Source organism: Paenarthrobacter sp. NPDC091711 (assembly GCF_044756605.1).
In the GTDB taxonomy this organism is placed as follows: Bacteria; Actinomycetota; Actinomycetes; order Actinomycetales; family Micrococcaceae; genus Arthrobacter.
In genome coordinates this window covers 53,630-77,186 of sequence record NZ_JBIVTF010000013.1, presented here as the reverse complement: position 1 = coordinate 77,186, position 23,557 = coordinate 53,630, and the positions used below count along the sequence as shown (strand labels likewise).

Genomic DNA, 23,557 nt, shown 5'->3' with positions numbered 1-23,557 from the left:
GGCGATGAGTGCCGAGATCAGCGACGTCCCTGTCCCGCACGGACCACGGGCCATTCCGGTAAGGAAAGCACGCGGCGGTGGGCTCGTCGGGCTGGTCTTCCTCGCGGCGGCCGCTGCTGCAATGATGCAGCAAGAGCAGATCCGGGCCGTGGAAGCCTGGCTCATGGCAGCTGTGTTCGACGGAATCCTCGGCGGCGCCTCCTACAGCGTGGGCGACATCATCTTCCATAACGTGGGAGGGGGACAGCCGTTCGCCCTCCAAGTCACCGGGCTCTGTTCCAGCGCCGTGCTCCTGGCCCCGATCGCCGGACTGGCCGGGATTCTGTTCCTGATGGGGCGAATCCCGGTGTCCCGGCTGATGCCGGCCGCCATTATTGCGCTGGTGATTGTGAGCGTCAGCAACGCCACCCGATACTTCATGATTGCCGCAGCCCAACAAAGCTGGGGTCAGCAGGGCTTTGACCTCATGCACCACTTCCTGGGGTCCTTCGTGGTGATCTTCGGCTTTGTTGCCGCCATCATCGTCCTGGTGCGTGCCGCCGTCGTCCGTAAAGGCCGTTCCGGCTCCCGGCACAAGGGCCGGCGTGCGTCGTAATCCGCCTGTACCCCGCATCCCAAGGCTTGGCATCGCAGTTGCGTCTCTGGCCTTTGTCCTCGCCCTGACCGGCTGCGGTAGTGCCGGTCCAACCACGCTCGACGCCGCGAAAGTCTCCGAAAAGACCTCTGCCGAGGTGGACAGCTGCCACATCATCACAACACCGGAAGAATTCGGGGCACCGAGCGATGCGAGGCCGCCCGTGGACTGCGCAGAGCCGCACAGCACGCAAACGTTCCTCGTGACCAGCTTCCCGCAGCCGTTGGCGAACCAGAAAGAGCGGCCCCTGCAGGAACAACTTCACAACGCCACCAACCGCCTGTGCCCCGCTGATGAACTGCGCAAATACCTTGACGGCACCCCTCGTGACGCCACAGCCGGCATGGAGATCGCTGCGTACTATCCCAGCCGCGCGGAATGGGCTGCGGGAAGCCGCACCGTGCGCTGCGATGTCCTCTTGACCGCGAACTCCGGAGGCCCGCAGCAAACCACCCTCAATCTCAAGGGAGCGCTGGCGGGCCCGGACTCGGCGCAGATCCGGCTCTGCTATTCACAAGACATCAAGGACGGTGTCCTGAGCGGCGAGGGAGCGGACACACTGTGCTCCGAACCGCACACGGCAGAAGACGTCAGCGCCTGGATTGGTCAGGACGCTTCCTTAGTCAGCCTCGCCGCACAACAGGAGCGCTGCTTGCCGTTCGTTCTGGAGTTCCTCAAAGCCGACGTCCTTCCGGAAGACCGGGAAGTCCGTCCCGTCCTCAGAATCGACGGCGGCTCAAGGGCCATCCGCTGTGCCGTTGCGCCCAGGCAAGACGTCCCGGCTGAGTGGACCGGTACCTTGGCGCCGGCACGTGCCGTCAATGATGGAGCAGTAAGTGGTTGAGACCAAGCCGGAGAGTTCGGCACCAGCGGAGGAATTCGAACCCACGCCCGTGCGGTCCGGCAAGAATCCCAGGCCTGGCCCGCTTCGCAGAACGGGTAAGTTCCTTGCCCGCGTGTTTGGTCCCGGCGACCTCACCACCGGGGGCCTGCTTCTGCCTGCCCTGATCACCGGTGCAGTCTCAGCAGTCGCCGTGATCGTCCGCTTGTTTGTTCCCGGGCCTGTAGGCATGGGAGACCAAGGCGACGGCCACGCGCTGGTCTGTTCGCTGGGAGTAAGCAACGACCGTCCATGGGACTACGGCGAGTTCACCCGCTTCATCTACCCAAGCTGGGTACCGCATGAATTCGTGGGCGAAGCATGCGGCGCTGCGGGCTCCGGTGAACCTGTCTACTCTTCCCAGCTGGCCTTCCTGTGGTTGGGCAAACTGATCACCCCGCTCCTGGGCTGGGGCCCCGGCTTGGACACACGGGCCGTGGGCATCGTGTGCTGCCTTGTCTTTGGGGCGCTGATGGCTGCACTGGTTGCCGTCCTCCCGGGCCGTGCCAGCTTCCGGATCCTGATAGCAGCTTTGGTCACGGTGGTGATGGCCGACGGGATCTTCGCTGATTTCTTTATCTCGCCTTACCCTGAAGCCGCAGCTTTCCTGGGAACCATGGCCTTGATGGTGGCACTCCTGCATTATTGGAACGGCCGCGGCAACCGCTGGCTCGCGCTTGTGTTCGTGCTGGGAGCCGGAGCTTTTACCCTTGCTGCCAAACCTGAGATGGTGTCCTGGCTGCCCCTGATTGCCTTCGCCCTCCTCTGGCTGCCGGAGAGCCCGTCACGGCGTTCCGGGCGCCGCTTGCCGCCGAAGACGTGGTGGCGGAAGCGCATTCTGCCTCTCACGGCAGTGGTGGCCATTGCCGTCATATCGGTAGCGGTCCTGTCGTTCCAGCCCAAACGCACAGTCGACGTGAACCTGTACAACGCTGTTTTTGCCGAACTTTTGCCACACAGCCCTGTCCCGGAAGAAGACCTCGCCTGGCTGGGGCTGGACCCCGGATTCCTCGCCTCAAGCGGCACCACGGTGGCGTCACCGAAATCAGCCGTCCTGAACCCGAAGTTCCACGAGTTCCAGGAAAAGCTTGGACCGGCCAAGCTGGCTGGTTTCTACGCCAGTCATCCCGAGCGCCTGATTGGAATGGGTGAACGGGGGATCACAGCCATGTTGACACCTGAACTGGGCTACATTGGCTCCTTCATGGAAGGCCAGGGACAGGAGCCATTCGGCAAGGACCGCAGGTTCCCCGTGGTGCTGGGGCTCTACACCGCGATGAAGGCCGTGCCCGTAGCCCTGGTAGCCATGCAGCTGCTGACCCTCATGCTTGGGCTGGCCGTTGCCTTCCGCAAGAGGGCTGCAGTAGGGCGCTTGGCTGTGGTGGTTGTCCTGGCCGGGTGGCTGCAGTTCTGGGTGGTGATGGTGGTGTCCGGACAACCGGAGATCTACAGGCAACTGGTCATTTCAGGGTTCCTGGGGGCTTTGTGTGTACCCCTGTTAGTGGCCTTGATCAGTATCCTTGCGTCGAATCCGGCCGCCCACAAACTAAGTGATCCAGCAGCTACGGGACCAGCAGCCAGGTGATCCGGCAGTTACGTGATCCAGCCGTCAGCGCTTAGCTGCCGGCGCAGGCTGATCACATTGCCGAGCTTGATTCCGGCGGCTGCATAACGCTGACGGATCCTGTGCAGGTGGGCTTTGACGGTCTGTTCGCTGATCCCCATGGCGTCCGCTACTCCGCGCACGGACATGGCGTGGTTTCCGAGGTAGAGCTCCGCGAGCCGTTGTTCCCGCGATGACAGCTTGACGCGTACCGGCGCAGTGTCCACCACCACTGCGGCGGCGTCAGGGTGAAGGTATTCCTGTCCTGCGGCGGCTGCGCGGACGGCGAGTTCGGTGTGCTGGGGACCAGCAGATTTCGGTACATATCCCAGAGCGCCGGCGGCCCGGGCAGCCCCGGCTTCCCAACCGTCCAAGCGGGTGGCGAGGACCACCACGCGCAGGCCGCAGTCCACCAGCCGATGAACTGCCGGGATCAGCTCCGTGTGCAGATCCAGGGTGCCCAGGACTGCGACAGTAATTCCTTGCTCTGCCCAGGCCGACACTGCCCCTGACGGCTCAGGGCGAAGCTCGGAGTGAGGTTCGGGGACAACGTTGAGCCCGGCCGCCACCACCAGGTCCGGGGCACTGCAACGGAACCATGCAGCAAGGGTGTCGATCATCAGCTGGTGATGATCCACAACAAGTAAACGGGTCACCATGGCCTGGGCGCCTTTACATGCACCATAATGCTGGCTCCTCCGGGATCGGTCTGGACACGGGGCCCACCCAGCGATTCAAGCTCGCTCCATAATGCCGGCGTGCAACGTTGGGGGTTGAGGTTGGTGACCCGCCACGTGATGAGCACCATGTCCTCCACATGAGGTTCAACGTAGACGTGGAGTTTGCCTGCCGGCGCGGACCCCGGGGCTCCTGGGGAACTGACAGGGGTGGACGCCAGCAGCATGGTGCTGGCCAAAACAGCGGAGCGGGACGCCTGTGGGAGATGTTCAACGAGGTCCGGCTGCGCCACCACAACCACCGTGGACTCAAGCCCGGCCAAGGCCAAGGACTCAGTAAACCAGTTGGTGGAGTGGCACACCATCAGCTGGGCCCGGAGTTGCCTGGCCAATTCCTGCGCCTGCTCGGCCAACTCGGGGTGGAGGGGAAGGTCGCGGGTTTCTGCCACTTTGGCGAACAGTTCCTGGATGTGGTGATGCGTCACCGCCAGCCCTCCAGACCTGGCTGAGGCCCGTGATTCAGCGTGTTCCGTGAGCGTTTGCAGGGCCTTGATTGTCTGCCGCGCTTCCTGTCCCTCCGCCATGCTGCGAAGAATGAAAACGGTCAGTCCGCCAACGAGTCCCGGGAAAAGTGTGATGAAGAAAATGAGGAGCCCGTCTCCGGAGCCGAAGCGTGGAGTGGTGGCGTAGTAGAGGCCACTGAGGACGGAGTTGGCAGAGATCAGCACCAGGAAGCCCAACAGGTCCCAGCGCAGGGCAACCAGGAACACCAATGAAGTTCCGAGCAGGACGTTCAAAGCCAGGGCAGGGAAGCCGGACGTGGCCGTCATCATTTCGGCTGTCATGACGCCGGAAGCGATGGAGGAGGCAAGCCAGATCAGCCTCAAGCCTGGGAGCTGGCCGCGTGGGGTTTGCGGATGCGAGGCAATGACGGCCACCACAAGGCCAAGGAGATCGAACCCCAGGGCAACAAACGTCAGTTGCCGGGAGCCGCCTTCGTCCGGGGACAGCACAGCAATAACGATCGAGACCATCCATAAGGTCACGCTCGAAATCAGAAGGATGCTGCGGGAGATGAAGAGCGGCCCGGTTGTCGTCGCCGTCTGGAGAGGCGCCAGGCTCATGGGGCCTCTATTTCAAGGACCTCGGTTTCAAGAACTACGGTGGTTCCGCGCCCGGGGGCGGACAACACCCTCGCCCTGCCACCCACCTCGTCCATGCGGTTGACCACGGACTGCCTGACACCAAACCGCTCCCCGGGGATCGCCTCAGGATGGAACCCGCAGCCGGCATCGCTGATCAGGACCGACACCAGGGAACCGGTGCGTGAAACCAACACGTCCACCCTGTCGGTTCCCGCATGCCGGGCGGCGTTGACCATGCACTCCTCCGCAGCGTCCACCATGGCCGCCTGCGTGGCCTCCGGAAGCGTTCCGGCTTCGCCAAAGACAGAGATGGAGAACCCCTGCCGGCTATGGCGGACGGCACGCTCGGTCAGCAGGGAGGCCAGATCCTGTGCACTGGAACGTTCGACGACGGCCAGGGCTCTGTGGGTCGGTTCGGAAACGTCGGCGTCCACCGCGGCGGGGAAGAGTGAGGAAGTCCTGGAACCCAACGCGCCGCCGTCGACGTTCCTGACGGTGAGCACTTCCCGCAACTGGCCAGGATCGGCTCCCGCTCCGCCATGGGCTACGACTGCCAGGGATCGCAGGACGGTGTCATGCAGGAGCCTGGCGTCTGCCTGGTTCGCACTGATGGTGTTCCGGGCCACGGCCTGGGCGGCATTCGATACAGCCTTGACCTCTTGGTCGCTCCACAGGGCATCCAGCGCTTTGGGCGCGGTGTGCCGGATAGCCAGCAGGATCAACCAGAAGCCCGTGACGATCAACAGGGTGGTTGGGCCCAGGCCATGGACCATGGATGAAGCATGGGTGTGTCCAAGGACCAGTGCACCGAGCAGGGCAGTGAAAGCGGCAGATTTCCAGGTTCGGCGCAGGGACAGGGCCACCACTGAGCTGGCGCCCATGGCCAGGCTATGCGCAAGGAGCAGGGAGTCGGATTCCTGACGGTAGGTCACACCCGCGATGAACTCGGAGAAGGTGATCAGGCCGATCACCAGAACCAACCGCAGGGGCCAGATATCCGTCCACAACATCGCAGCGAGGCACACGACCAGGAGAATCACCAGCACTGAAGCCGCTGCCCGCTGCCACAGCGGACCGCCCATGCTTGGCCTGACATAGAGCCACGAACACGCGATGAAAACAAAGCCCACCAAGGCGCCGCCCCGAACCACCAGATCTGAACGATCCAAGTTCAGGCAGCGGGTTTTCAGCCCGTTGATCTCTGCCCCCACTAATGTCTCCCCCGAAACGTGCCAACTACTATGATGACAACTTAGTAAAAATCATATGTGGGGAGGCCGGAAATGTTGCGATATCCGGTGTCCCGGCCCACCGTCGAAGTTGACATCGTGGAAGACCACGCAGTGTTGCGTGAAGGCCTGGCCGAATGGCTGCAGGCGAATGCACCCGAAATCAGCGTGGTGGGACGGTACTCGTCCTGGGCCGAAGCGGCCGCAAACCTGGGCGCGTTGTCCGACGTCGTGATTCTTGATGTCCTGCTGGGGGACCAGATTCCCCTGCGCGCCAAAATCCAGGCAATCCTGTCCTCCGGCCCACAGGTGGTGGTCTGCAGCTCAGTTGTTGACCCCGCCGTCATTCGGCAAGCGATCACTGCAGGTGCCTTGGCCTACATACCCAAGACGGCGGCGGCCGCAGTGGTGGAGACTGCGGTCCGAAAGGCAGCGCAAGGGCAGCAGTATGTGACGGCGGAAGTCGCCTCAGCCATGGAAGCAGGGACGTCGGAACCTCAGTTGTCCGCCAGGGAACACCAAGTGGTTGCCGTTTATCTGGGTGGCGTTGCCGGGACCATGGCAGAGACCGCGCGTGTCCTGGGGATATCCGTCGATGGTGTGAAGAAGCACCTTGCCTCCGTCCGGCGGAAGTTCCAGGAAGGCCAGGAGCCGCTGACGAGGCTGGCGCTCAGGGAACGGCTGGTCTCAGGCGGGTGGCTGCTCGAGGACCCGAGCCACCCGGAAACCTGATCCAGGTCCGGTGCCTTTGAGTGTCAGAGGCACCGCCTAGACTGGTAGGCACCATGGATATGTTGTTTGACCCCTACGCAGACGGACCCTTCAAAGCAGGCACCAAAGCCGCAGTCAAGGCTGCCCCGGAGCTTTCGCCTTCCGGCGGAGGAGCCACCGGGCCCCGCCTTCAGGAGGGGACCGGCGGGTCTGGGAACCCGCCCCGGCAGCCTTCCCAGGGAGGGTGGGACAACCACGGCGCCCACGGGTTGCCCACTGCTGACGCCCTGCTCCAAGGCCTGAATCCACAGCAGGAAGAGGCCGTGAAGCACGCCGGAAGCCCCCTGCTGATTGTTGCAGGCGCGGGCTCCGGCAAGACCCGCGTACTCAGTAACAGGATCGGCTACCTCATTGCCACCAAGCGTGCGCATCACGGTGAAATCCTGGCCATCACCTTCACCAACAAAGCGGCGGCCGAAATGCGGGAACGCATCGAAGCTTTGGTGGGACCCCGGGCCAAGGGCATGTGGATCTCCACCTTCCACTCGTCCTGCGTGCGTATCTTGCGCCGGGAAGCGGCCAACGTGGGCCTGAATTCCAACTTCTCCATTTACGACTCCGCTGATTCACTGCGCCTGATCACGCTGGTGGCCAAGAATCTGGACCTCGATCCCAAGAAGTTCGCGCCAAAGGCCATCCAGCACAAGATTTCCGCGCTCAAGAACGAACTCATTGATGCCGACTCCTACGTATCCTCGGCAAACCACAATGACCCCTTTGAGCAAGCCGTGGCCGAGGTGTTCAAGGGCTACACGCAGCGTCTCCGGCAAGCCAACGCGATGGACTTCGATGACCTCATCGCCGAGACCGTCTATATGTTCCGGGCCTTCCCGGCGCTCGCGGAATCCTACCGGCGTCGCTTCCGGCACGTCTTGGTTGATGAGTACCAGGACACCAACCACGCCCAGTACGCACTGGTCAGGGAAATCGTGGGTGTGGGAACGGCCACGGACGTAGCACCCAGCGAACTGACTGTGGTGGGCGATTCCGATCAGTCCATTTATGCCTTCCGCGGTGCGGACATCCGCAACATTGTGGAATTCGAAGCCGACTACCCCAATGCCCGCACCATCAAACTCGAGCAGAATTACCGCTCCACGCAGAACATTCTCAGCGCCGCCAACTCGGTGATTTCGCGGAACCCGAACCGCCAGGAAAAGCGTTTGTGGACTGCGGAGGGCGACGGCGAGAAAATCGTCGGCTACGTGGGGGAGAACGAGCACGATGAAGCCCAGTTCATCGCCAAGGAAATCGACCGTTTGCAGGACGAAGAGAACTTGCGTCCGGGCGATGTAGCCATCTTCTACCGCACCAACGCCCAGTCCCGTTCCATTGAAGACGTCCTGGTCCGGGTGGGCTTGCCGTACAAAGTGGTAGGCGGTACGCGCTTTTATGAGCGCAAGGAAATCAAGGACGCCCTGGCGTACCTTCGCGTCCTGGTGAATCCGGACGACGACGTCAACCTCCGCCGGGTGCTGAATGAACCCAAACGCGGGATCGGGGATCGTGCCGAAGGGGCAGTTGCCGCTTTGGCCGAGCGGGAGCGTACGTCCTTCATGACCGCTGCCCGCCGTGCCGATCAAGCGCCGGGTATGGCCACGCGTTCGGTGAACGCCGTGCTGGGCTTCGTGAAGCTGCTGGATGACCTCGCCGAGGTGGCTTCCGGCTCCGGTGCCGCTGCTGCCCTGGAAGCCGTCCTTGAACAGACTGGTTACCTGGCAGGCCTGCGCGCCAGCAACGACCCCCAGGACGAATCCCGGGTGGAGAACCTGGCCGAACTGGTGGCAGTGGTCCGGGAGTACGAGCGCGACAACCCGGACGGCTCCCTCGGGGAGTTCTTGGAACAGGTCTCCCTGGTGGCCGACGCCGACCAGATCCCCGATGCCCCGGGTGCGGACATCGACGCCGCCGTGGCTGAGGCCAAGCGGATGGGCGTTGTCACACTCATGACGTTGCACACCGCCAAGGGCTTGGAGTTCCCGGTGGTCTTCCTCACCGGCATGGAGCATGGCATCTTCCCGCACCAGCGCTCAGCGACGGATCCCAAGGAACTCGCGGAAGAGCGACGCCTGGCCTACGTGGGGCTCACCCGGGCACGCAAACGCCTGTACGTCACACGCTCGGAAGTCCGCAGCATGTGGGGCCAGAGCCAATACAACCCCGCAAGCCAGTTCCTGGAAGAGATCCCCTCCGAACTGGTGGAGTGGAAGCGCGAAGGAATGAGCCGTCAGGCCGCTGGCGGGTGGGGGAGCGCCCCCATCGGCTCCAACCGCTACGGTGGTTCCTTCTGGGGTGCAGGCACATCGCGCGGCGCTGCCGCCAGTCCTACCGCAGGGTTCGACGCCGACGTTCCCGCCGCCGTCGTACGCAACAGGGTCCAGCCGCAAAAGGAAGTCATTTCCGTGGTGGCGGGAGACAAGGTCAACCACACCAGCTTCGGCAACGGAGTGGTAGTGGGCATCGAAGGCGCGGGGGACAAGACGGTGGCGAAGGTGAAGTTCGACATCGGCGAGAAGCGCCTGCTGTTGCGGTACGCGCCCCTGACCAAGTTGGATGCCTAGACTTTCCCGGCTGCGCCCTCGCCGGAACGGGCTATTGCCATGAATGCTTGGCGCCCCTAGACTGACGGGGCGTTGCGCTGGGGCCGCTGCGACTCTGACCCCAACCGTGCGGCGCCGGAAAAGTTGCATTCCTGTGGGGGAAGGACGCGCATGGGCGCCATGGTGGGGGTATACGGATTTGCCGGCAAGGCCGTAAGGATGACGCTGGCGGGAGTCCTGGCCGCTGCTCTGACGCTCCAGCTCGCCCCGGCCGGGGTCGCGGATGCCGATGCGTCCCCGCCTCCCACTGAGCCCGGTGCTTCCGCGAGTCCGGCCCCGACGGAAGCTCCGCCGACCACGGAACTCCCCGCCGTCGTGCCAACGCCGACTGCCACCGCGACGGAGCCGGAGGCCGCGTCCGAACCCAAACCGGAGCCGTCAGAATCGACGCTGCCGACGGAAACGCCTCGGCCCGATGCCTTGGCTCAGGCCGCAGAGCCCATCACCGTGGCACCCGGCAATCTGCGTGCCTTTTCCGGCAAAAGCTTCGAAGAATCGTTGACGATTACGGGCGGGACAGCACCTTACACAGCGTCAACCACAGATCTTCCCCAAGGATTGTCTTTCGATCCGGCAACTCTGACGTTCTCGGGCATCCCCACGGCTTCAGGGTCCTTGGTGACGGTAAAGGTGACTGATTCCTCGCAACCCCAGCAGACGGTGGAGGCGTACGTTTACGTCGATGTTGCTACCTACTGGGAACCCTCGGTGTACCCGGCTTACGGTGAGTTGCCACCCGGCTACGCGGGCTTCCCTGACGGAGTGGTGGGAAGGCATTACGAGGTTCCACTCGGCTACACCGGGTCCGATCGTGAGAACATCACCGTTGGAGTGGTCTCCGGGCAACTCCCGCCCGGGCTGAGCTTGGCCCAAGAGAGGGTTCACAGCGTACCCACCTCTGCAGGTACCTACCATTTCACGCTCCGGGTCCAGGACCGGTACGGCTTCAGAGATAAGAGTTTCAGCATCATTGTTCACGAACTGGGCATGGAGACGGCAGGATATCCCGTGCCACCCGCAGTGCTCGGGGAGCCGTACTCGGCAAAGATTGCCTCCGCCACAGGCGGCGTGGCTCCCTATGTCTTCGGCTATGCCACGCGACGGCACTTCGCCGGCGGCCTCAGTTCGAGCGACCCTGGGCCGGACGGGTTGTTTATGGACGCACATGGGTATCTCACAGGCACGCCAACGCGGGCCGGTTCATTTTGGATACGTGTCTATGTCCGCGACGGGGATGCACTGACCCAGGACATCTTCTGGACCACAGTGACCGTTCTTGAAACTCGGCCTCCGGACACGGAACAGCCTATCGAGGTGAACCCGCCCGTAGATGCGGCACCTCCAGCACCTCCAACAGCGGTGCTTCCCGCTGGGACCATTGAGTCGTCGTCGGGCGCTGGACTTACCGACGTCGAACTGGCGGCCACCGGCGTGCAATCCGGAAGGCTCACCATTACCTTGTGGTCCATCGCGGGGCTCCTGACATTGGGATTCGTGGCGGCCGCAGCGGGCGGCCGGCGGCACAGGGGCGGGCGGAGCAGCGCCTGACCGGGATAATGGGGGGCATGCGACGGACGATAATGGGAATTCTTGCCGCCTTGCTGCTGCTGGTGGCCTCGGGGTGCTCGTTCGCCACCGAGGATCCGGACTATGTTCCGCCTGCACCGTTGGCGCCGCTGGAACAGCTGCAACAGGTTCCCGTCACCGAGCAGACCACTCTGTCCGCGGGCGAGGAAGTGACCGCGTTCGTCACGGCTGATAAAAACATTGTGTGCGCCCTGACTTCCTCCCGGGGCGGTCATCTGAATCTGCCCTATGAGGCCAACTCCTACTCGGACGCCGCCAACAACAAGTTCGCTGTTGTCCCGGTGGCCCATTGTGAATTGGCGAAGTACGCCGCACCGGAACCGGACGACATCGCTGACGACTGCGCGGGAATCGGTCTCGGATACCTGGGCGGGACAGCCCTCCTGACTCCGGAGAAGGCCGTCTACGGCTCATGTCGTTCCGGCGTAACACAAATGGAGTCGGAGTTCGGGCCGAAGGGAAGCCGTGAGGGTCCCATCTCCAAGCTGCGTGAGCTGGCAGAAGGTCAGAACATAGAGCGCAATGGTCTTCGGTGTTCGGCATATAACGGCGGCGTTGCTTGCGGAAATGTGTCCGGTGGCGTGGCATTCTTCGTGAGCCGCGAGGGATACCAGTTGATTTCCGACGGCGGCAAAACGGTGGCAGGGAACCTTAAGTAAGCGTCGTGATCGCCGCCGGACAGCCGGTGAACAGCCCAAAAACCGCGTCATTCTGCGGGTTTTCTACAGCCGATAGAAGTGTAAGGTTACTCACTTAACAGGTAGTGTGTAGCTGGCGGGACTCCTCAAAGGGCTAAAGTTCCGAGAGGACCTTACGCAATGTGACCGGCTTCAATCCTGGTTGTTACCGCGTACTCTCCGCAGCTGGCTATCGCGGTCATCGCGGTTCCCGGCTGAACAGAAAACTACTTCGACGTAGAAGGACACTAAACCGTGGACCTGTTTGAATATCAGGCGCGCGATATGTTCGAGGCGCACGGTGTACCCGTGCTCGCCGGCATCGTGGCGCACACTCCTGAAGAAGCAAAGGCAGCTGCCGAGAAGATCGGCGGCGTAACTGTCGTCAAGGCACAGGTTAAGGTTGGTGGCCGCGGCAAGGCTGGCGGCGTCAAGGTTGCCAAGACTGCCGAAGAGGCACTTGAGCACTCCACCAACATCCTGGGCATGGACATCAAGGGCCACACCGTCAACAAGGTGATGATCGCCCAGGGTGCTGACATCGCCGAGGAATTCTACTTCTCGGTCCTTTTGGACCGCGCCAACCGCAACTACCTGGCCATGTGCTCGGTAGAGGGTGGCATGGAAATCGAACAGCTTGCCGTGGAGCGTCCCGAGGCCCTGGCCAAGATCGCCATCGACCCCGCTGTGGGCATCGACCAGGCCAAGGCTGACGAGATCGTCGCAGCTGCAGGTTTTGCTGAAGAACTGCGCGGCAAAGTGGCCGACGTCATTCTGAAGCTCTGGGATGTCTTCAAGAAGGAAGACGCAACCCTGGTTGAGGTCAACCCGCTGGTCCGCACCGGCGCAGGCGAGATCGTTGCCCTCGACGGCAAGGTTTCCCTGGATGAGAACGCTGACTTCCGCCACGTGCACCACTCCACGCTGGAAGACAAGGATGCAGCTGACCCGTTGGAGGCCAAGGCCAAGGCCCAGGACCTCAACTACGTCAAGCTGGACGGCGAAGTAGGCATCATCGGCAACGGCGCCGGTCTTGTGATGTCCACCCTCGACGTCGTTGCTTACGCCGGAGAGAACCACGGCAACGTGAAGCCCGCCAACTTCCTGGACATCGGCGGTGGAGCTTCCGCCGAGGTCATGGCCAACGGCCTCGACGTCATCCTGGGCGACTCCCAGGTCAAGAGCGTGTTCGTGAACGTCTTCGGTGGCATCACCGCGTGTGACGCTGTTGCCAAGGGCATCGTAGGTGCACTGGCTGAGCTCGGTTCCTCCGCGAACAAGCCGCTGGTAGTTCGCCTCGACGGCAACAACGTTGAGGAAGGCCGCCGCATCCTGACCGAGGCCAACCACCCGCTGGTTACCCTGGCCGCCACCATGGACGAGGGCGCCGACAAGGCCGCCGAGCTCGCCAACGCAGCTAAGTAAAGGGACGCGACAATGTCTATCTACCTCAACAAGGACTCCAAAGTCATCGTTCAGGGCATCACCGGCGGCGAGGGCACCAAGCACACCGCCCTCATGCTCAAGGCCGGCACCAACATTGTTGGTGGCGTCAACGCCCGCAAAGCCGGCACCACGGTTCTGCACGGCGACAAGGAAATCAACGTCTTCGGCACCGTCAAGGAAGCCATCGCTGAAACTGGCGCCGACGTCTCCATCGTCTTCGTTCCGCCGGCATTCACCAAGGACGCCGTTGTTGAAGCCATCGAAGCCGGAATCGGCCTCGTTGTAGTCATCACCGAAGGCGTTCCGGTTCAGGACTCCGCTGAGTTCTGGGCACTCGCCCAGTCCAAGGTGGACGCTGACGGCAAGCAGATCACCCGCATCATCGGACCGAACTGCCCCGGCATCATCACCCCCGGCGAAGCCCTGGTTGGCATCACCCCGGCGAACATCACGGGCAAGGGCCCCATCGGCCTGGTGTCCAAGTCCGGTACCTTGACCTACCAGATGATGTACGAACTCCGCGACCTCGGCTTCTCCACGGCGATCGGCATTGGTGGCGACCCCGTCATCGGTACCACGCACATCGACGCCCTGGCTGCGTTCGAAGCTGACCCCGAGACCAAGGCAATCGTCATGATCGGTGAAATCGGTGGCGACGCTGAAGAGCGCGCAGCCGACTTCATCAAGGCCAACGTCACCAAGCCGGTTGTTGGCTACGTTGCCGGCTTCACCGCTCCCGAGGGCAAGACCATGGGCCACGCCGGCGCCATCGTCTCCGGCTCCGCGGGTACGGCCCAGGCCAAGAAGGAAGCTCTCGAAGCCGCAGGCGTGAAGGTCGGCAAGACGCCGTCCGAAACCGCCAAGCTGCTGCGCGAAGTTTACGCAACGCTCTAGCTTTCACAGCTAACTCACGACGACGGCCCGGTGCCTTCCCCACGGAAGGCACCGGGCCGTCGTCGTTCTTTAAGCAGCTGACGCGAGCCGAAGAGTCTGGGGGAAAACTCCGACCCGCGCCAGGTCCATGGGGTCGGCTAGGCGATGATCTTCAACGCCTGCCAACCGGTGCCGAGGCTGATGGGTGGTGCGGTGCTGAACGCTCCGCTGCCTGTGCCCGGGTACAGCCACAGGGTGTCGCCGATGCGGCCTATGACGTCGTTGCTGCCATCGCCGTTGAGGTCGCGGGGCCCGGCTATCGATGTTCGGTTGTCCCAGCCCGTGGAGATCTGCGTCCACTGGAGCCATCCGCGGGTCCCATTTCCGGGGTAGAGCCAGAGGGCACCTGTGTCCGAGCGTCGCGCCAGCACGTCTGCCTTTCCATCTCCATTAAAGTCCCCCGTGCTGAAGATTGCATTCATAATGTTCCAGCCGGTTCCAATGGTGGTGGGTGTCCGCTGACCGCCTGTCCCGTTGCCTTCATACAGCCGCAGTTCGCCGTTGCTTCGGCGGCCGATGAAATCGGGGATGCCATCGCCGCTGAAGTCGCCGGGGGAGAACAGCTGGCTCATGGTGCTCCATCCAGTGCTGACCTGTACCCGGGACCCGAAGCTTCCTGCACCGTCGCCCGGGTAGAACCACACGATGTCCCCGGCGCGGGCCAGCAGGTCCGGTTTGCCATCCTTGTTGAAGTCACCGGGAGTGATGGTTTCATTGACGGTGGACCACGCCGGAGCCGCCAAGGCTACCTGCCGTGTCAGGAGGCCACCGGCACCGTCGCCCGGGTATAGGTACAGGTTGCCGGCGGTGTCGGAGGCCAGGACATCGGCTTTGCCGTCACCGTTGAAGTCATGGGCCGACGGCGGTCCGGCTGCGGGCACGGTGTACGTCTGGGTGCCCACGGCGGAGGTGTTGCCCGCAGTATCTACGCCGATGTACTTCAGTACCAGGGCAGTGCTGCCCATGATGATCGGGTTCGCGGAGTTGTACTTGATGTTGGCGGCTGACTCCGTGGCCGTGGGTGTGCTGCCGTTGGTGGTGTAGTAGATGGCACCGGGCTCGTTGACGGACAGTGCGATGGTGGCGCCGCTGGCCAGGGCCCGTCCGGTGGGGTTGGCTGTGACGGTCGGGGCGGTGGTGTCCGGCGGTACTGTGTACGTTTGCGTTGCTACGTCGGACGTATTCCCGGCCGTATCCTTCGCGAAATACTTCAACGTCATGGAGCCCGGACCGTTGAAGGGTATGGCCGTGCTGTAAAGAAGACCGGCCGTGAGTGGATCGGTGCCATCCGTGGTGTAGCGGATTTCAGCGGGTTCATTGGCGGACAATGTGATGTTGGTTCCGGGTGCGTATGCTCCACTGAGTGGGTTGGCCGTCACTACTGGCTTGGTCACATCCGGACCCGTGGAGTACGTCTGCGTGACGACGGCGGATGAGTTGTTCGTGCTGTCCACGGCGAAATACTTGAGGGTCAGGGCCCCGTTCAGGGTCAGCGGTGCAGTGTACTTGCTGCTGGCCGTGGTGGGGGTACTGCCATCGGTGGTGTAGTAGATCGTCGAGGTCTCATTGGCGGTGAGGGTGATGCTCTGTCCCGGGGCGTATGTACCGCCTCCAGGCGCCGCGGTGACTACCGGGGCCACGTTGTCTGTTCCGAGGTACGCTTCAAACTCAGCCAACCCGGCGTTGGTGGTGCTGGAGCTGACGGAGCTGATATTGAAGCGGACCGAGCTGACAGTCTTGGCGGGGAAGTTGATGGTGAGTCCGGACCCGTTGTTGGGAAGCGCGGGGACAGGAACAGTACTTCCGTCCGAGAACAACAAGTTTCCACCTGTGACCTGGTCAGTGAGCACCGGCCGGTCTGCCAGGGTGACTGCGGAGATGGTCTTTGTGGGCGAGAAATTGTATTGGATCCAGCTTCCAGCCTTTTCAGCAGCCGTGACCCATTCACGCGACGCGTCCATCGGGGCACCCCAGGCGTAACCATCGCGGGCTTTCTCCGGGCTCTGGGCTGCCGCCTTTTGGGAGGACGCAGTCACGGTGGTGCCGGCCGACTTCACGGCGTTGCCAGTCCACTCTATGGCGGTGATGTACTGCCGCTTGAGCCATTCGTCATAGGGCGAATCAGGGCATCCTTCGCCCGGGCTGCTGCAGATATACATGTCGAAGTCGGCGAACCGCACAAAGGTGTCTACCTTCGCAGTGAGTTCGGCACCCGTCACGTTCTGGGCGTACTCGTCGATGACATACGCGTCGTAAGCCAGGGACGTGTGGGGGCCGGTGTAACTGCGTGTGGCGAGCTGCGCGAACTTGGCCGTTGCCCAATGGTCGCTGTGGTCATAGGGGCTGTTGAAGTTTCCCGTCCAGTCCTGGGTGCGGAAGGTGGTGGGCTGGAAGTTGGCCACCAGGCGATTCAGGGCGGTCTGGAACTGCGCCTTGCTGAACGTGGCCGCATTGTCCACTGGCCGGATGGAGGAAAGCCTTCCGTCCCAGAGCTTCAGGATGCTTTGGCCGTTATACGCTGTGCTGCCGGCGCCGTTCGGGAAACCGTCCGGGAGCCGCATGAAGACGACGGAAATGTTCGGCGCTCCATTGAGCGTCTGCAGGGTCAGCGGACGGTTGGGCACACCGGCGTCCGAGGTTGTCCACGAGTCCGCCACACCCGCCATTTTTGAATAGCTGGCCCGGATACCTGCTTCAAGACCCCTCCAATACGACGCTCCCTCGCCTGCCTCGCCGGCCGTGGTGAACACGGTCTGGACGCAGCGTTTGGCTTGGATGTCCCTCATGAAGTCGGGGCTCAGAAAGAGGAGATCGTCATCGGTATGGGCCACGATCTGCATCGCTCCGCCCGTCCCTGCGCACGGCGGAACAGCGGCCACTGCGGGTACTGCTGAAGAAACTACCAGCCCACTTGCGGCCAGGACGGATCCAAGAAATATGCCGAGGATGCGTTTGGAGAAGGAAAGAGTGCTGGAGAGGGGTGAGCGGGAATCACGAAAAGTATGACGACGAACGTATTTTGGACGGTCCACAACTATGCTCCTCGAGCAGATGTTGGGCCCCCCAGCCGGCGAATTTACGACGCCCCCAGGACGTCATGTCGAATTAAGTTATTTACTGCTCCGACTATCCTCCGACTTTTAGCGGAGCGAAGGCGATGCAGTGAGCGCTACTGTACTCCCTCGGGAGGACCGTGGGTAGGGTTCCGGCAAACATCCACGAATTCCTTGAAGGCCAGCAAACGCTCGGCGTCGGGCAACTGGGAGGCCTCCGGATGCCATTGAACCGACACTACCCACCGGGAAGGGTCTTCCAGGGCTTCCACGGTTCCATCGTCCGCGATGGCAGTGACCAAGAGGCCTTCACCTACCCGGGAAACGGCCTGGTGGTGTCCGGAAGCGATCTTGATGGTGCTCCCCTCGGGGGATCTGTACAGCCCTGCAGTCTTCGAGCCAGGCGTCAGGACCACGTCATGCCAAGCCCACTCGCCGGCCTCGGGATGGTGCGGATTCAAGCCGCTGTGATTCACTGCCGACGGCGCCATGTCCTGGATCAGCGTCCCGCCGTAGAGTACGTTCAGCAGTTGGTGGCCGCGGCAGACGCCCAACAGCGGCAGGCCGGCGTCGATGGTTGCCCGGGCAACGTCCATGTCCAGGTGGTCCTGCTCAGGGTTCACATCGTAAAGGGACTCGTCAGGGTCCTGCCCATAGAGGCGTGGGTTGATGTCGCCGCCTCCCGGCAGCAGCACGCCGTCGAGCGTTTGCATCTCGACGGCCAACCGTCCGGCGCTGTCAGCGGAAACCGGAGTCAGCAGCACCGGTTGTGCCCCGGCCTCACGCAACAGGTCCACGATGCAGGTAAAGAGCCGGTTGGCTTCACCCACGCGGGAATCAGGTGTGTCAGAACTGCTCAGACGTACCGGAACGCCGATACGCGGACGAACAACTTCTGAACTCTTCATCCTTCATGATGCACCGTGCTGCTGCCGCGCACCCAAACACCCGGACGCGGGGCCGACGCACCACTACGCTGAAAACATGAATCGCTCCGGAGCTTTGAGCCCGAGTCCGCGAACGCTCGAGGTGGAAAGCGTCGCCCACTTCCGCCATCTGGTCACCGCTGGTGCCGGCTCCATGCACGGATGGCACGCGCAGTCGTTGGACCTGCGGGGCCACTCACGGGACCTCAAAGCCCTGGACCCCGCAGGAGCAATCTTCCTGGGCTGCACCTTCGACGCCGGGGTGGAGGAAAGCCTCCGACGGCGGGGAGCGCTCATTTTCCCCAAACTTCACAATGTGCCGTTCAACCCCTACCGAAGCGGTGTGTACACCGCCGAGGAACTGTACCCGGACATTTCCTCCACAGAATACGAATCCACCCTCGACGCCCGCGTCTACCAATGGAGCATCCTGCCCGGGCAGCGGGGCAGCCTGGACGCCACACTCGCTGCAGCCCTTCACGATCATGCAATCGGCGATGCCCTTGACGAATTGCTGGAGCAGGGCGCACTTTTCGGCAACAAACTGGTGGGGGTGATGGGCGGGCACGCAGCACAGCGGGGCACCAAGGAATTCGCCGACGCCGCGCTGCTGGGACGCTTGCTGGCCCGGGCAGGCTTTACGGTCGCCACGGGCGGGGGTCCCGGCGCCATGGAAGCGGCCAACCTTGGGGCCTACTTGAGCGGACTGCCCGACGCCGACGCTACTGCCGCGCTTGAGGCGCTCGCCGCGGTGCCGGGGTTCAGGCCCTCGGTGACGGCCTGGGCGCGGCGAGCAGCCGCCGTCGTCGAACGTTATCCGGACGGTACCCCGACCCTCGGTATTCCCACCTGGTTTTACGGCCACGAGCCGCCCAACCTGTTCGCCACCCACATCGCCAAGTACTTCGCCAACGCCGTGCGGGAAGCCATCCTCCTGGAGCTTTGTACCGGCGGGATCGTGTTCCTCCCGGGTGCGGCGGGAACAGTGCAGGAGATCTTCCAGGATGCCTGCGAGAACTACTACGGGGCCCCGGAGACCATCACGCCCATGGTGCTGGTGGGACGCGAACACTGGGAACGGACTTTCCCTGCCTGGTCCATGCTGCAGAGCCTCGCAGCCGGAAAGCCGATGGCGGAGAAGATCTTCCTGGTTGACACCGTGAAGGATGCGCTCGCAGTGATTGCGGGATAGGTGGTTGCCGGCTAAGACCTCAGAAGTCCTTGCTGCAAGGACCCGTGCCCAGCTGGGCCAATCCGGTGAGGTCGCCGGCAGCGTATCCGCGCACCCAGGAAGCTTGATCGAACATGAGCTGCCGGGGATCGTCCACATGGTCCAGGCCCAGGAGGTGCCCGAGCTCGTGCATGATCACAGCTATGCCGATTTCCTCTCCGCTGGGGGCGTTCACGATCTCAGCGAACTGTGGAGCATCCAAGGACACCGTCCCGGTGACATAGGCTTTGTAGCCGTTGCTGAGGCCAACGGAGGAACTACCGCCAAGGCCCACGGTCTGCCCGGTCAGGCGTGGCACCTGCTCAGGGGTGCTCCACGCAATGAGGACAGGGGCCCAACGGTCCCCGTACCTTTCGGGCTGGTATCCGGACCGGGTGGGGGAGGGAACCTCGGAACTCGGGCCGTCGTAGATGAACCTCAATCCCGTGGCTGCTCCGGCCTGTTCCACGGCCTCTTCCACCAAGGGCTGCCAGGAGGCCGGCGCGAGGTCCGAGTTCACCACGTAATGGATGGGCCTGCACGGTGAGTAGGTCAGCGGGGTTCCGTCTTCCTTGAGGGCCAGGAATTTGTACGAGGAACTGGTGCGGTTCAGTGGTGCCGGCGTCCCGAGCGGCGCGTCCGCTTCCTCCAGCCCCGGTACAGGGTCCTGGCGCTGGCCGAACGGAACCAGCCCGGGACCGGGTGCTTGGCTTTGTGAAGAGGACGAGCCATACAGCAACGGCCGGAGTTCGCCGCTGAAGTAGGCTCCCGCGCACACCAGCGCGAGAACGCCGAAAAGGAACATGATGGCCACAACGCTGCTGTGCTTGATCGGCGGCCTGACCGGGGGAGGCTCCGGCGGGCGTTGGGAATGCGGGAGGTAGTGAGGGCGAGCGGGATCGGGGTCCGGCCACTTGGGCGACCCGTAAGGTTCCATGGAACCCCCTGACGTGAAGGCTGCGACGGGAGGTGGGGCGCCGCCGTCGGCCGTATTGGCCAGCATAAGTCCCGCTCCGCCGGGAGTCCATGGCGGAGCTGCTCCATCAGCGAAAGGCGCCTAGATGTCCTTGCGGCAGGGCGCCGAGGCAAGAAGATGCAGGCCATTCAGGTCGCCCGCCGCGAGTCCGTCCGGAGCTCCGATTTCCGGGTACATCAGTTGGATCGGATCATCCACATGATCCAAACCCATCACGTGCCCCAGCTCGTGTTGCATGACGGCCAGGACGTAATCGGCCCCGCCTGGACTGGCAAGGAGTTCCGCTACCTGCGGCGTATCGAGCTCCAGGCTCCCGGTGATGTAGCTTTTGGGACCCTTGTTGAGGGAGTACATGGTGCTGCCGCCGGTCCCTATGACGTTGTCGGCCAGCGCAGGGGCTTCCACGGGCGTGGTCCAGGAGATCAGCAGGGGAGCCCACCGGTCGCCGTATTTGGAAGGCTGATATGGCTCGCGTCGGTCAACGGGCAGCTCGTCCGTGGTGCCGTCGTTGATGAACTGAATGCCGGACGCTGCTGAGATATTAGCCAAGGCGGTGGCCAGCAAATCATCGGAACCAGCGGGTGCGGTGGCATTGTTGACGACGTAATGAAGCGGACGGCACGGCGAATAACCTACCGGCGTGCCGTCGTCGTTGGTGGCCAGGAACTTATACGAATCGTTGGTGGTGCCGGGCGCTGACGGCGAGGCCAGTGGGGCGTCCGCCTCCTCAAGTCCTGGCGGCGGCGTCTTCGGGTCACGCGGTGTTTCGGCAACACCGGGCGCGTTCTGCGGGGCGCCCGGAATGCTCAGGCCCGGGAACAGGGCGGTAATGCGGGGATCGCCCTGCAGGTACCCACTCACCAGAACAGCCACGACGGCGGCAATTGCGGCCATGAGGACGCCGCGGAGAACCCGCACCACTGCGCCACTGCGCCGGTGTTTTGGCGCGCGCGTTGTTTCCCGCTCCGGTCCACGGTTCTCCATTCCTGATGCCCTGGTCACGCGGGGCAGCGAGGAGGACGAACCCACATTACGGTCTGCGGCCCGAGCCGTCCAAACTTATGGGCAGTCCAAACTTAAATGATGGTTGCTCCGAACACCAGGCCCAGTCCATAGGTGGCGGCGGCCGCTCCCAAGCCAATGGCCAGCTGCCGCAGCCCGCGGCTCAACGGTGACGTTCCGGACAGCAAGCCGACCACGGCGCCGGTGGCCAGGAGCGCCAGGCCCACCAAAACCCCGGCCACCATCAAGGCCGCAATGCCCGTCATTCCGAAGATGAACGGGAGGATGGGCACGATGGCGCCCGAGGCGAAGAAGCAGAAGCTGGACAGCGCAGCGCCCCACGCCGAGCCAACGGATTCGTGCTCATCCGCGGGCGGTTTTTCAGGCTGCAAGGACAGGCTCGGATCGCAGTCGCAGCTGAACAATCCCATACGCTCGGCGGCGCGGTGTTCCGCGGCCTCGTGGGTCATGCCCCTGGCCAGGTACACCAGGACCAGCTCGTTGTGTTCGATGTCCAACGACGGCGCGGCCGTCAAGGTTGCCTGCGTGGGCAACGTGGCGTTAAGGAGTTCCCGCTGGGAGCGGACCGAAACGTACTCGCCCGCGCCCATGGACAGTGCACCGGCCAACAAACCTGCCACGCCACTCATCAGGACCACGGGGCTGGGCACACCGGTTGCTGCCATGCCCATCACCAACGAAAGGTTGCTGACCAGGCCGTCGTTGGCGCCAAAAACGGCGGCGCGGAATGTCCCGGAGAGCCTGTTGCGCCCACGCGTGGCCAGGCCCCGGACTACTTCTTCGTGAATTTGTTCATCGGCCACCATGGCAGGTGTTGCTGCAGGCTCCGTGCCATAGGGGGAACGGCCTTCGGCACGCTGGGCCAAGGCAAGCACAAAGACGGAGCCGAAGTTACGGGCAAGGAATCCCAGGAACTGGCTTCGGGTGGATGCTGCTTTGGGCATTCCGGCGTGCTCACCAAGGAGCTTGAGCCAGTGGGCCTCGTGCCGGCCTTCGGCTTCGGCCAAGGCGAGCAGAATTTGGCGTTCCTCACCGTCACGCCGCTGGGCAAGTTCGCGGTACACGGCGGCCTCGGCACGCTCGTCAGCCAGGTACTGGCGCCAGCGGCGGATGTCCGCGTGCGACGGCGGCGGGGGTTGGGTACCAGTGTTTTCGGCGGCTGCTGATTCGGGGGTGGGGTCCGGAGCGGGGCTCGACGAACTATGGGATTCCTGGTGCATCTGCACTTTGTCTCCTGTGCTGGGTGGGGTAGGTGCGGCCCCATTGCACGCCCCACACTACCGCTTATCCGCGCGGATTTTTGGCTGGTATTCCTTAACCGGAATGTTCGGTGCACCGTAATTTTCGGCGCTCCTTGACCCTTGCCTATGCCGGTGCTCAGATGGAAGGACAGGGGATTGGGGTCCTCCCACTCCTGGATTCCTGCATTCGGGTCAACGGGCTGAGCCGGCCCGTGAACACCGGCCCACGAGACGGAGGTTGCACCATGAACACCACCGAATCACACGCCAACTACCAGGAACGGACCACCATTGAGTCCGACCCCGCCTACGACTACGCCGAGGACCAGGAAGTGGACCAGCCCTGGGTTGAGGAAGTAGACGCCCCCGACGACGACGAACGCGTGGTCCCCATCGACGAAACCGAAGAGTTCCGTGCGGAGGACGAGGAAAGCTAGGCCGGATCTTCGTGGCTAAGTGTGAAGTGCCGCTGCACACCGCCGCGCCGGCCCGCCGCGGCGACAGTCACCGTTAGCGTCCTTGACACTTCACACCAACGCGTTGGCCGGACCGCGTGGGCCAACGCCTGCGCGATCAATTGCGGGTGGGGATGCCCGAAGCGCCCGGTTCGGGCCGTGGCGCCGTTCCCGGCCAGGATGGTCACCGTGCCCAGGAAGAGGTCGACGGCGGGAATCACCGCGACCGTGGTGGTGGCTGTTGTGTCTGGGGTGCTCACAATTGCTGGGGTGCTGGCTGCTGCCGGGGTGATATCGCCTTGGTACGGCAAGGGACTGCTCCTTGGTGGAGTGCTCTTGCCCGCTCGGTTGTCTCTGGTCCGGGACGGGCCGCTTCCTCATCCGAACCACCCGTGAACATGGGGTTGGTGCGTGGCAAGTCGGAGCTTGGCGCCACATCTCTTGAAGCTGGGACCACCCTACCCCATTGCTAGGGATACCCGTTGTGGGGC

The 23,557-nt window shown here is 63.3% G+C and carries 20 protein-coding genes and 1 riboswitch; of the genes, 11 read left to right on the top strand and 9 right to left on the bottom strand.

All coding sequences use genetic code 11. The features are described 5' to 3' along the window. The first annotated feature begins 4 nt into the window (after positions 1-4). From xrtS to ACIQH5_RS17555, 3 genes are read left to right on the top strand one after another with little or no spacing between them, the layout of a single operon-like run. Positions 5-595 (top strand): exosortase S, encoded by a 591-nt coding sequence (gene xrtS / locus ACIQH5_RS17565; protein WP_400405826.1) that lies wholly within the window; start codon positions 5-7, stop codon positions 593-595. Continuing rightward, positions 585-1,478: a septum formation family protein gene (locus ACIQH5_RS17560; protein ID WP_400405824.1), complete on the top strand. Its 894-nt coding sequence runs from the start codon at positions 585-587 to the stop codon at positions 1,476-1,478. The genes xrtS and ACIQH5_RS17560 overlap by 11 nt, the downstream gene beginning before the upstream one ends. Next, a complete protein-coding gene (locus tag ACIQH5_RS17555; RefSeq protein ID WP_400405822.1) occupies positions 1,471-3,099 on the top strand; it encodes a hypothetical protein in 1,629 nt (542 codons plus the stop codon). The genes ACIQH5_RS17560 and ACIQH5_RS17555 overlap by 8 nt, the downstream gene beginning before the upstream one ends. An 8-nt stretch (positions 3,100-3,107) precedes the next feature. Here ACIQH5_RS17555 and ACIQH5_RS17550 read toward each other — a convergent pair whose 3' ends face one another. The 3 genes from ACIQH5_RS17550 to ACIQH5_RS17540 are packed head-to-tail and all read right to left on the bottom strand — an operon-like array spanning position 3,108 to position 6,150. After that, positions 3,108-3,776, bottom strand: a complete 669-nt coding sequence (locus ACIQH5_RS17550) for a LuxR C-terminal-related transcriptional regulator (protein ID WP_400405819.1) — start codon at positions 3,774-3,776, stop codon at positions 3,108-3,110. Then, positions 3,770-4,918, bottom strand: coding sequence for a hypothetical protein (locus tag ACIQH5_RS17545; protein WP_400405816.1), 1,149 nt, complete (start codon positions 4,916-4,918; stop codon positions 3,770-3,772). Before ACIQH5_RS17545 ends, ACIQH5_RS17550 begins: the two co-directional genes overlap by 7 nt. Further along, on the bottom strand, positions 4,915-6,150 hold the full coding sequence (locus ACIQH5_RS17540) for a sensor histidine kinase (protein ID WP_400405814.1): 1,236 nt from the start codon (positions 6,148-6,150) through the stop codon (positions 4,915-4,917). The genes ACIQH5_RS17545 and ACIQH5_RS17540 overlap by 4 nt, the downstream gene beginning before the upstream one ends. Positions 6,151-6,222: 72 nt before the next feature. Between ACIQH5_RS17540 and ACIQH5_RS17535 the strand changes: the two genes are divergently transcribed. From ACIQH5_RS17535 to sucD, 6 genes are all read left to right on the top strand, one after another. Further along, a complete protein-coding gene (locus ACIQH5_RS17535; protein WP_400405811.1) occupies positions 6,223-6,900 on the top strand; it encodes a response regulator in 678 nt (225 codons plus the stop codon). Between the two features lie 53 nt (positions 6,901-6,953). Continuing rightward, the gene (pcrA, locus tag ACIQH5_RS17530) at positions 6,954-9,500 is read left to right on the top strand and encodes a DNA helicase PcrA (protein ID WP_400405808.1); all 2,547 of its coding nucleotides are present in this window, start codon (positions 6,954-6,956) and stop codon (positions 9,498-9,500) included. Between the two features lie 150 nt (positions 9,501-9,650). Further along, entirely contained in the window at positions 9,651-11,087 is a 1,437-nt protein-coding gene (locus ACIQH5_RS17525) for a putative Ig domain-containing protein (RefSeq protein ID WP_400405806.1), read from the top strand. Positions 11,088-11,095: 8 nt separating this feature from the next. Then, entirely contained in the window at positions 11,096-11,785 is a 690-nt protein-coding gene (locus ACIQH5_RS17520) for a hypothetical protein (RefSeq protein ID WP_400405803.1), read from the top strand. A gap of 273 nt (positions 11,786-12,058) precedes the next feature. Beyond that, a complete protein-coding gene (sucC, locus tag ACIQH5_RS17515; protein WP_062070670.1) occupies positions 12,059-13,228 on the top strand; it encodes an ADP-forming succinate--CoA ligase subunit beta in 1,170 nt (389 codons plus the stop codon). 12 nt (positions 13,229-13,240) lie between these two features. Beyond that, positions 13,241-14,143: a succinate--CoA ligase subunit alpha gene (gene sucD, locus ACIQH5_RS17510; RefSeq protein ID WP_091465756.1), complete on the top strand. Its 903-nt coding sequence runs from the start codon at positions 13,241-13,243 to the stop codon at positions 14,141-14,143. Between the two features lie 137 nt (positions 14,144-14,280). Here sucD and ACIQH5_RS17505 read toward each other — a convergent pair whose 3' ends face one another. Both ACIQH5_RS17505 and ACIQH5_RS17500 read right to left on the bottom strand, forming a co-directional pair. Beyond that, on the bottom strand, positions 14,281-17,214 hold the full coding sequence (locus tag ACIQH5_RS17505) for a chitobiase/beta-hexosaminidase C-terminal domain-containing protein (RefSeq protein WP_400405799.1): 2,934 nt from the start codon (positions 17,212-17,214) through the stop codon (positions 14,281-14,283). Positions 17,215-17,351: 137 nt separating this feature from the next. Then, positions 17,352-18,143 (bottom strand): gamma-glutamyl-gamma-aminobutyrate hydrolase family protein, encoded by a 792-nt coding sequence (locus ACIQH5_RS17500; protein WP_400405796.1) that lies wholly within the window; start codon positions 18,141-18,143, stop codon positions 17,352-17,354. Positions 18,144-18,219: 76 nt separating this feature from the next. Here ACIQH5_RS17500 and ACIQH5_RS17495 point away from each other — a divergent pair, with 76 nt between their 5' ends. Then, a complete protein-coding gene (locus ACIQH5_RS17495) occupies positions 18,220-19,353 on the top strand; it encodes an LOG family protein (protein ID WP_400405793.1) in 1,134 nt (377 codons plus the stop codon). A gap of 19 nt (positions 19,354-19,372) precedes the next feature. Here the strand turns inward: ACIQH5_RS17495 and ACIQH5_RS17490 are convergent, their stop codons facing one another. From ACIQH5_RS17490 to ACIQH5_RS17480, 3 genes are all read right to left on the bottom strand, one after another. Further along, on the bottom strand, positions 19,373-20,308 hold the full coding sequence (locus tag ACIQH5_RS17490) for a matrixin family metalloprotease (protein WP_400405791.1): 936 nt from the start codon (positions 20,306-20,308) through the stop codon (positions 19,373-19,375). A gap of 120 nt (positions 20,309-20,428) precedes the next feature. Next, on the bottom strand, positions 20,429-21,265 hold the full coding sequence (locus ACIQH5_RS17485) for a matrixin family metalloprotease (protein ID WP_400405915.1): 837 nt from the start codon (positions 21,263-21,265) through the stop codon (positions 20,429-20,431). 158 nt (positions 21,266-21,423) lie between these two features. Further along, the gene (locus tag ACIQH5_RS17480) at positions 21,424-22,590 is read right to left on the bottom strand and encodes a VIT1/CCC1 transporter family protein (protein ID WP_400405914.1); all 1,167 of its coding nucleotides are present in this window, start codon (positions 22,588-22,590) and stop codon (positions 21,424-21,426) included. A gap of 266 nt (positions 22,591-22,856) precedes the next feature. Between ACIQH5_RS17480 and ACIQH5_RS17475 the strand changes: the two genes are divergently transcribed. Beyond that, positions 22,857-23,048, top strand: coding sequence for a hypothetical protein (locus ACIQH5_RS17475; RefSeq protein ID WP_400405789.1), 192 nt, complete (start codon positions 22,857-22,859; stop codon positions 23,046-23,048). Here ACIQH5_RS17475 and ACIQH5_RS17470 read toward each other — a convergent pair. After that, a complete protein-coding gene (locus tag ACIQH5_RS17470; RefSeq protein ID WP_400405787.1) occupies positions 23,045-23,377 on the bottom strand; it encodes a hypothetical protein in 333 nt (110 codons plus the stop codon). The two genes, ACIQH5_RS17475 and ACIQH5_RS17470, sit on opposite strands and share 4 nt — an antisense overlap. A 16-nt stretch (positions 23,378-23,393) precedes the next feature. Next, positions 23,394-23,513: riboswitch (SAM riboswitch) on the bottom strand. Between the last annotated feature and the right edge of the window lie 44 nt (positions 23,514-23,557).